Source organism: Paracraurococcus ruber, from assembly GCF_004353985.1.
Classification (GTDB): domain Bacteria; phylum Pseudomonadota; class Alphaproteobacteria; order Acetobacterales; family Acetobacteraceae; genus Paracraurococcus; species Paracraurococcus ruber.
In genome coordinates this window covers 1-7714 of record NZ_SMOA01000251.1, presented here as the reverse complement: position 1 = coordinate 7714, position 7714 = coordinate 1, and the positions used below count along the sequence as shown (strand labels likewise).

Sequence of the window (7714 nt, the reverse complement as noted above, 5' to 3'; positions counted from 1 at the left end):
CTGCTGGCGGCCGGTGCACTGCTCGCCGGGCTGGGGCTGCGGCCGCGCCTGGCGCTGCCGCTGGTCCTGGCCGCCATCGCCGCCTGGCTGGGCGGCGCGCTGGCCCTGGCGCAGGCGGGGCTGCTGCTGGACCCGGCGGGGCCGCCGCTGGTCGGGGCGCTGGCCTATGCCGCATCCAGCATCGCCGCCTTCGCCGCGACCGAGCGCCGCGCCCGCGCGCTGCGCGCCCGGTTCGAGCAGCGGCTGCCGCCCGCCGTGGTCCGCCGCATCGCCGCGGCGCCGGACACGTTGCGGCTGCAGGGCGAGGCGCGGGAGATCACCGCGCTCTTTACCGACCTGGAAGGCTTCACCGCGATGACGGAGCGCGCCGGGCCGGAGGAGGTGGTGGCGGTGCTCGACGCCTATCTCGGCGCGCTGACCCGCATCGTCGTCGCGCATGGCGGCATGGTGGAGAAGATCGTCGGCGACGGGCTGCATGCCGTGTTCAATGCGCCGCTGGACCTGCCCGGGCATCCGCAGGCCGCGCTGGACTGCGCCGTCGCGCTGCTGGCGGCGGGGGAGGCGCAGCGGGCCACGCCGCTCGGCGCCCGCATCGGCCTGGGCCGCACCCGCATCGGCATCGAGACCGGGCCGGCGGTGGTCGGCGATGTCGGCGGGCCCGGCCGGCTGGACTACACCGCGCATGGCACGGTGATGAACACGGCGGCGCGGCTGGAGGCGGCGAACAAGGACCTCGGTTCCTCGATCTGCGTCGGGCCGGTCGCGGCGGCGCGGATCGGCGCGGCGCGGCTGCGGCCGCTGGGCCCCCTGGCGGTGCGCGGCCGCAGCCTGCCGCTCGAGGTCTATACGGTGCCGGCGATGGCGGCGAAGGCCGGTTGACGGCGCCGCCCCGGCCTCCGCAGCCTGGGGCAGCCCGCAGGAGACAGCGCATGGAATTCTTCGGCCAGCCCGCCCCGGGCGAGGCGCGCCCCTTCAGCCGCGTGGTGAAGGCCGCCGGCCTGGTCTGGGTTTCCGGCCATTCGGCGCCGCATGATCCGGCCCGCGGCATCCATCGCGGCGCCACGCCGGCGGAGGAAGTGCGCAACGCCCTGGCCTGCATCGCCGGCCTGCTGGCGGAGGCCGGCAGCAGCCTGGACCGGGTGGTGCAGGTGACCATGCTGATCAGCGACCGCGCCGACTACGCCGCCTGCAACGCGGAATACGTGAGGCACTTCCCCGGCGGCCTGCCGGCGCGGCACACCGCGCTGTTCGGCGTGCCGACCGAGGCGCGGGTCGGCTTCGCCTGCATCGCCCTGGCGGGGTAGGGCGGATCCTGTCGGAAGGGTTCCATCCGAACAGGTGGAGGCCCTGCCCAAAGCCGGCCGCGGGCGACGCCCCGCGCCGTGCCTCAGCCGGGGCGCGGCATGGTGCCGGTGCGCAGCGCATGCGCCCAGTCCTGCCGGCCATGCGCCGCCGCCCGCGCCGCCGCGGCGTCATGGTCGTAGCCCAGCGCGACGAACTCGGCGCCCAGCAGCCGGCCTTCCTCGACCTCCGCCACGGCGTAGCGCGCCATGGGGGTGCCGGCTTCCGAGACATGCGCCGGCGGCGTCGGGTCGGCATAGGCGGGGCAGCCGACGCTGCCGGGGTTGAGCACCACCCGGCCGTCCGGCAGCCGCAGCAGCCCCGCCAGATGGCTGTGCGCGCAGAACAGCAGCGTCGCCGCGGTGGCGCCGAGCCTGGCGGCCACGGTCGCGGCAGCGGCGGGCCGCAGCCGGCCTTCCGCCACATCCTCCAGCAGGTAGGCATTGTCATCCGTGGGCCGTGCGTGGAAGGCCAGGATGCCGGGCAGGGGCGCGAGGCTGGCGGGCAGCCGCCCGAGCCAGGCGGCCTGGTCGTCGCTGAGCGCCGCGCGCGCGAAGGCGTCGGAGGACCCGGTGCCGCCTTCGGCCACCCAGCGGTCATGGTTGCCGCGCACCGTCGGGATGCCGGCGGCCTGCAGCGCTTCCAGGCATTCCCGCGGCCAGAGCGGGCCGGAGACGCAATCGCCCAGATTCAGCGTGGTGCCGATGCCGCGCCGGGCGATGTCCCGCAGCACCGCCTGCAGGGCCGGGAGGTTCGCATGGATATCGGCGATGACCGCGATGCGCATGGGCGCGAGCATAGGCGCGGCGGCGGCGGGGTGGCGAGGGCGCGACGCGGCCCGGCCGCCGGATTGCGCCGGCGGGCCCTGCGCCGCGCGCTCAGCCCGCGCCCGGCATGGCCCGCAGGGCGCGGAACCCGGCTTCCGCCGCGTCCAGCACCGTGGCGATATCGGCTTCGTCATGCGCGGCGCAGAGGAACATGTTGTGCCGCGGATGCAGATAGGCACCGGCCTGCGCCGCCGCGGCGCAGAAGGCGCGGCCCAGGCGGAAATCCGCATCGCCGTCGAACAGCAGCAGCGGCATGGATGGCGGGCCGGACTGCCGCAGGCCGATGCCGAAGGCCCGCGCGCGCTCCGCCAGCCCCTCGCGCAGCACCTGGCCCAGCGCGGCCAGGCGCGGCACCACCGCGCGCGTCGCCAGCGCGTCCAGCGTCGCCAGCGCCGCGGCCATCGGCACCGCGGCGCACCAAAAGGACCCGGTGAGGAAGACGCGCGCCGCGGCGTCGCGCAGCGCCTCCCTCCCCGTGATCGCCGCGATGGCGTGGCCATTGCCCAGCGCCTTGCTGAAGGCCGAGAGGTCGGGCCGCACGCCCAGCCCTTCCCAGCTTCCCGCCGGGTGCAGCCGGAAGCCGGCGCGGACATCGTCCAGGATCAGCGCGGCGCCGCGCCGGTCGCACAGCGCCCGCAGGCCGCGGGCGAAAGCCGGGTCCGGCGATTCCTGGTCCACCACATTGTCGTGCCGGAAGGCGGTGACGATGATGCCGGCGAGGTCCTGGCCGGCCGCATCCGCCGCCGCCTCCACGCTCGCCAGGTCGTTGTAGCGGAAGCGGTGCTGGTGGGCGCGGTCCTCGGGCGTCACGCCGGCCGGCACCGGCGTGCACCAGGGCAGCGCGCCATGGTAGGACCCCTCCGCCACCAGGATGGCGCGGCGGCCGGTGGCAGCGCGGGCGATGGTGACGCAGCCGGTCGTCGCATCCGTGCCGTTCTTGGCGAAGATCGCCCAGTCGGCATGGGCGATGCGGTCCACCAGCCGCTCCGCCAGGTCCACCATCACCGGCGCCGGGCCGTTCAGCGTATCGCCCAGCGCCGCCTGCCGCGCCGCGGCCGCCTCGACCATCGGGTCGCGATGCCCCAGCACCACCGGGCCCCAGGCGCACATCAGGTCCACGTAGCGCCTGCCATCGGCGTCCCAGACATGGCCGCCTTCGGCGCGGGCGAAGAATTGCGGGTAGCCGTCCGGCAGCCGGGCGGCATGCAGGTGGCCCCACATGCCGCCGGGGACGACGCGCGCCGCCCGGGCGCGCAGCGCCGCATCCGCGCTCAAACCCTGGCCTCCCAGAACATCGGATAGGCGGCGGGCGGCACGTCGCGCAGCCGGTCCCGGATGCCGGCGGGGATGGTGAACTGGCCCCACATCACGTTCGGCACATGCCGGACCTCCGCCTGCTGGATCGCCTCGGCCAGGCGGCGCCGTTCCCCGGCATCGACGGCCTCGGCGAATTCGCGCAGCAGCGCCTCGATCCCCCGGTCGCAATCCCAGCCCGGATAGTCGGCGCAGGTGTTGGCGACGTAGAAATGCGTCAGCGGGGAGAACATGTCCGTGCCGTTGGAATAGACCGCGAACATGTGCCAGCCTTCGTGCTTCGCGCGGCGCGCCAGCAGCGTGCCCCAGTCCATCAGCTGCTCCTCCACCGCGAAGCCGGCGCGCTGCATCTCCTGGATCATCACCTGCGCCGCGGTCTGGCTGATGCCGCCGGCCGTGGTCAGGAAGGCCAGCTTCTCGCCGCGATAGCCGGTCGCGGCCAGCATCCGCCGCGCCTCCGCCGGGTCGAAGGCCATCTCCGCCGCGCCGGCGCGGCTGGCGAGCGGCGCGTCGCACAGGAAGAAGGACGGGCAGGCGGGGGCGCGGAAGCGGTCCGGCACGCCGATGGCGGTCAGGATCGCCGCCTGGTCGGCGCAGCGCCACAGCACGCGGCGGATGGCGGGGTCGTCCATCGGCGACGCGGCGTGGTTGAGGCGGAAATTGCCCTGGAACATGTGGATGCCGCCGAAGGCCGCCAGCCGCACGCCGCGCGCCCGTTCCAGCCGTGGCAGCAGGTCGAAGGGCAGGTACTGCATGTAGTCCACCTCGCCGGCCATCAGCGCGGCGGCGCCGGTCGCCTGGTCCGGCATCACCCGCAGCGCGATGGCGGGCAGGTGCACGCGCTTGCCGCCGGCCAGGAAATCCGCCGGCTCCTCGCGCGGGACATAGCCGTCGAACCGGTCCAGCAGCATGACGTCGCCCGGCCGCCAGTCGGCCGTGCGGAAGCGGAAGGGGCCGCTGCCGACCGGTTCGCGGATCCGCTGTTCCACCGGGATGCGCGCCAGCCGTTCCGGCAGCATCACCGGCAGCGGCGCGTTCGGCTTGCCGAGCACGTCGAGCACCAGCGGGAAGGGGCGGCGCAGGGTCAGCCGGAAGCTGCGCGCATCCGTCGCCGCCAGCGTCGCCTTGGCCGCCCAGAGCATGCGGCCCAGGCTGTCGCGCGGCGCCCAGCGCTCCAGGCTCGCCACGCAGTCCTGTGCCGTGACCGGCGCGCCGTCATGCCAGCGCAGCCCGGGCCGCAGGCGGAATTCCCACACCAGGCCATCGGCGCTGCGCTCCCAGGCCTCCACCATCTGCGGCCGGATCATTCCCTGGCCGTCCATGGCGAAGAGCGTGTCGAAGACATGCGTGGCGAAGGTGCGGGTGATGGCCGCGGTGGTGGCATGCGGGTCGAGGATGACGACCTCGCTCTCCAGCACCAGGTTGACCGGCGCCGGCTGGGCACGGGCCCGAGGGATGAAGGGCAGCGCCGCGGCGCCGCCGAGCGCGGCCCGGCGCGTGATCGGGAACCCTTGCATCCACCTCGCCTCCCTGGTCCTTACCGGCAGGCTAGAGCAGATCGCGGAGGGCCGTGAACGGCCCGGCGCGCGAATCCGCCCGGGAACCGGGGGATCGCAGCGGATCGCGATGGGCCGTGGATGGTCCGGGGCGCACGCTGGCGCGGCAACCAGGGTGCCGCGGCGCGCCTTGAACCGCATGGCGCGCGATTCCAGCAGGCGTGATGGCGGCCGCGCATGGGGAAAGCCGGCCCCGCCCTGGCGACCCGCGGCACCCCGCGCCATGCTGCGCCGATGCGGGGGGAGGCCATGATGGCGGAGCAGGATTGGCACGCGGCGGCCGGGCGGGCCGTGCCGCCGCTCGAGGGCGATCTGCGCCTGCCGGGCCTCGGCGCGCCCGTCACGGTGCTGCGCGACGCGCAGGGCGTGCCGCATCTGCGCGCCGCCGGCGCGGCGGATGCCTTCCTCGGCCAGGGCTTCGTGCATGCGCAGGACCGGCTGTTCCAGATGGAGCTGAACCGTCGCCGCGCGCTCGGCCGGTCCGCCGAATGGCTCGGCCCCGCCGCCTTCGCCGCCGATGCGCTGGCGCGGCGCCTGGGGATGGAAGCGGCCTGCCGGCGGGACGTCGCCGCGCTGGGCGCCGAGGCACGGGCGATGCTGGCGGCCTATGTCGCGGGGGTGAACGGCTTCCTCGCCTCCGGCGCGCCGCTGCCGGTGGAGTACGCGCTGCTGGGCGCGACGCCGGAGCCGTGGAAGGACTGGCACTGCCTCGCCGTCATGCGGCGGCTCGGCCTGCTCATGGGATCGGTCTGGTTCAAGCTGTGGCGCGCCGCGGCGCTGCCGCTGGCGGGCGAGGCGGTGACCCTGCTGCGCTACGACGATGGCGGCCGCGACGCGGTGATCGCGCCGGCGGGGGCGGAGGCGGATCGCTGGCGCGCCGGCCTGGCCGACCTGGCGCCCGCCGCCGCCGCGCTGCTGGAGGCGGCGGCGCCCGACGGCACCGGCGGCGGCAGCAATAATTGGGTGGTCGCGGGCGCGCTGACCGAAACGGGCCGGCCGCTGCTGGCCGGCGACCCGCACCGCGTCTTCGAGGTGCCGGGGATGTATGCCCAGGGCCACATCGCCTGCCCGGAATTCGACGTCATCGGCCTGACCGTGCCGGGCGTGCCGGGCTTCCCGCATTTCGCCCAGAACGGCCGCGTGGCCTGGTGCGTGACGCACACCTTCGCCGACATCCACGACCTGTACCTGGAACGCTTCGACCCGACGGGGGAGCACGCGCTGTTCCGCGATGCCTGGGAGAAGGTGGAGCGCCGCACCGAGAGCATCGCCATCCGTGGCGAGGCGCCGCGCGAGGTCGAGATCCTCGTCACCCGCCACGGCCCGGTCATCTGCGGCGACCCGGCGCGCGGCACCGCGCTGGCGCTGCGCAGCGTGCAGTTCGCCGAGACCGACCTGTCCTTCGACTGCCTGCCGCGCATGCTGCGCGCCGATGGCGTCGCGGCGCTGTTCGAGGCGACGCGCGGCTGGGGGCTGATCGACCACAACCTGGTCGCCGCCGACACCGCCGGCCATACCGGCTGGCTGCTGCGCGCGCGGGTGCCGCGGCGCGGGCGGGAGAATGGCTGGCTGCCGGTGCCGGGCTGGACCGGGGAGCATGAATGGCAGGGCTGGATCCCGCATGACGAGATGCCGCGGCTGATCGACCCGGCGCCGGGCATGCTCGTCACCGCCAACAACCGCGTCGTCGCCGACGACCACCCGGACTATCTCTGCACCGATTGCCACCCGCCCTACCGCGCCCGCCGCATCGCGGAATTGCTGGCGGACCCGGCGCGGCGCGGCGTCGCCGGCGCCGCGTCGATCCATGCCGATACGCTCTCCGCGCCGGCGCGCGAGATGCAGGCGCGGCTCCCGGCGCTGGACGGGCTGCCGCCGGAGGCGGCGGCGCTGCGCGACGCGCTGCTGGCCTGGGATGCGCGGATGGAGGCGGGCTCGGTCGCCGCATCGCGCTACATCGCGCTGCGGCTGGCGCTGGTGCGGCGCCTGGGCGACGCCAGCGGCCTGGCGGCGCTTTCGACGCATCCCTGGCTGTCGCCGGCGCCGGGCGTGGCGCCGCTGACCCAGCTCTGGTGGGCGCTGCCGGCGCTGCTGCGGGCGGACGACGCGGCGCTACTGCGCGGCGAAAGCTGGGACGGGCTGCTGCGCGCGGCGCTGGCGGAGGTGGCGGCGGCGCCGCCCGCCGAGCCCTGGGGCACGCCGCACCAGCCGCGCTTCAACCACCCGCTCTCCGCGGTGTTCCCGCAACATGCGGCCCTGCTCGACCCGCCTTCCCTGCCCGTGGGCGGGGATGGCGACACGGTGCAGGCCAACGGCCTGGTCGCGCCGCTCGGGCCACGCGCCGCCTATGGCGCCATCGCGCGCTATGCCTTCGATGTCGGCGCCTGGGGGAACAGCCGCTGGTGCGTCTTCCTCGGCGCCTCCGGCCATCCCGGCAGCGCCCACTACGCCGACCAGAACCCGGCCTGGTCGCGCTGCGAGATGCTGCCGATGATCGGCGACTGGGCAACGCTGGACGCCGGCGGCGGGCCGCGGCAGCGCCTGCTGCCGGCCGATGGCGCGGCGGTGCCCGGCTGAGCGGCGCGGCACCCATGCGCTGACGGCGCAGCAGCGCAGGCGCCGTTCACGGCAGCGTCGCCGGCGGGCATGGCGCGGCCCGGGCCCCGGCGGCAACCC

6 protein-coding genes are annotated in these 7714 nt (G+C 75.6%); 3 read left to right on the top strand and 3 right to left on the bottom strand.

The annotated features are described in order from the left end of the window. A partial coding sequence (locus E2C05_RS25970; RefSeq protein WP_133222561.1) for an adenylate/guanylate cyclase domain-containing protein occupies nt 1–879 on the top strand: 879 nt, incomplete at its 5' end. Nucleotides 880–929: 50 nt separating this feature from the next. Next, entirely contained in the window at nt 930–1304 is a 375-nt protein-coding gene (locus E2C05_RS25965; protein ID WP_133222560.1) for a RidA family protein, read from the top strand. Nucleotides 1305–1387: 83 nt separating this feature from the next. Here E2C05_RS25965 and E2C05_RS25960 read toward each other — a convergent pair whose 3' ends face one another. The 3 genes from E2C05_RS25960 to E2C05_RS25950 all read right to left on the bottom strand — a co-directional run bounded on the left by E2C05_RS25960 (nt 1388) and on the right by E2C05_RS25950 (nt 4999). Continuing rightward, nucleotides 1388–2128: a metallophosphoesterase family protein gene (locus E2C05_RS25960; protein ID WP_133222559.1), complete on the bottom strand. Its 741-nt coding sequence runs from the start codon at nt 2126–2128 to the stop codon at nt 1388–1390. 91 nt (nt 2129–2219) lie between these two features. Continuing rightward, nucleotides 2220–3443, bottom strand: coding sequence for an aminotransferase class III-fold pyridoxal phosphate-dependent enzyme (locus E2C05_RS25955; RefSeq protein ID WP_240046893.1), 1224 nt, complete (start codon nt 3441–3443; stop codon nt 2220–2222). Further along, nucleotides 3440–4999 (bottom strand): ABC transporter substrate-binding protein, encoded by a 1560-nt coding sequence (locus E2C05_RS25950; protein ID WP_133222558.1) that lies wholly within the window; start codon nt 4997–4999, stop codon nt 3440–3442. The genes E2C05_RS25955 and E2C05_RS25950 overlap by 4 nt, the downstream gene beginning before the upstream one ends. Before the next feature lie 291 nt (nt 5000–5290). Between E2C05_RS25950 and E2C05_RS25945 the strand changes: the two genes are divergently transcribed. Further along, complete coding sequence (locus E2C05_RS25945) at nt 5291–7615, top strand: penicillin acylase family protein (protein WP_158292370.1); 2325 nt, start codon at nt 5291–5293, stop codon at nt 7613–7615. Nucleotides 7616–7714: the final 99 nt, after the last annotated feature.

What these genes read in the sequence shown, in the direction of transcription:
- E2C05_RS25965 (WP_133222560.1), top strand. Translation starts at nt 930, where the DNA reads ATGGAATTCTTCGGCCAGCCCGCCCCGGGCGAGGCGCGCCCCTTCAGC.
- E2C05_RS25960 (WP_133222559.1), bottom strand. Translation starts at nt 2,128, where the DNA reads ATGCGCATCGCGGTCATCGCCGATATCCATGCGAACCTCCCGGCCCTG.
- E2C05_RS25950 (WP_133222558.1), bottom strand. Translation starts at nt 4,999, where the DNA reads ATGCAAGGGTTCCCGATCACGCGCCGGGCCGCGCTCGGCGGCGCCGCG.
- E2C05_RS25945 (WP_158292370.1), top strand. Translation starts at nt 5,291, where the DNA reads ATGGCGGAGCAGGATTGGCACGCGGCGGCCGGGCGGGCCGTGCCGCCG.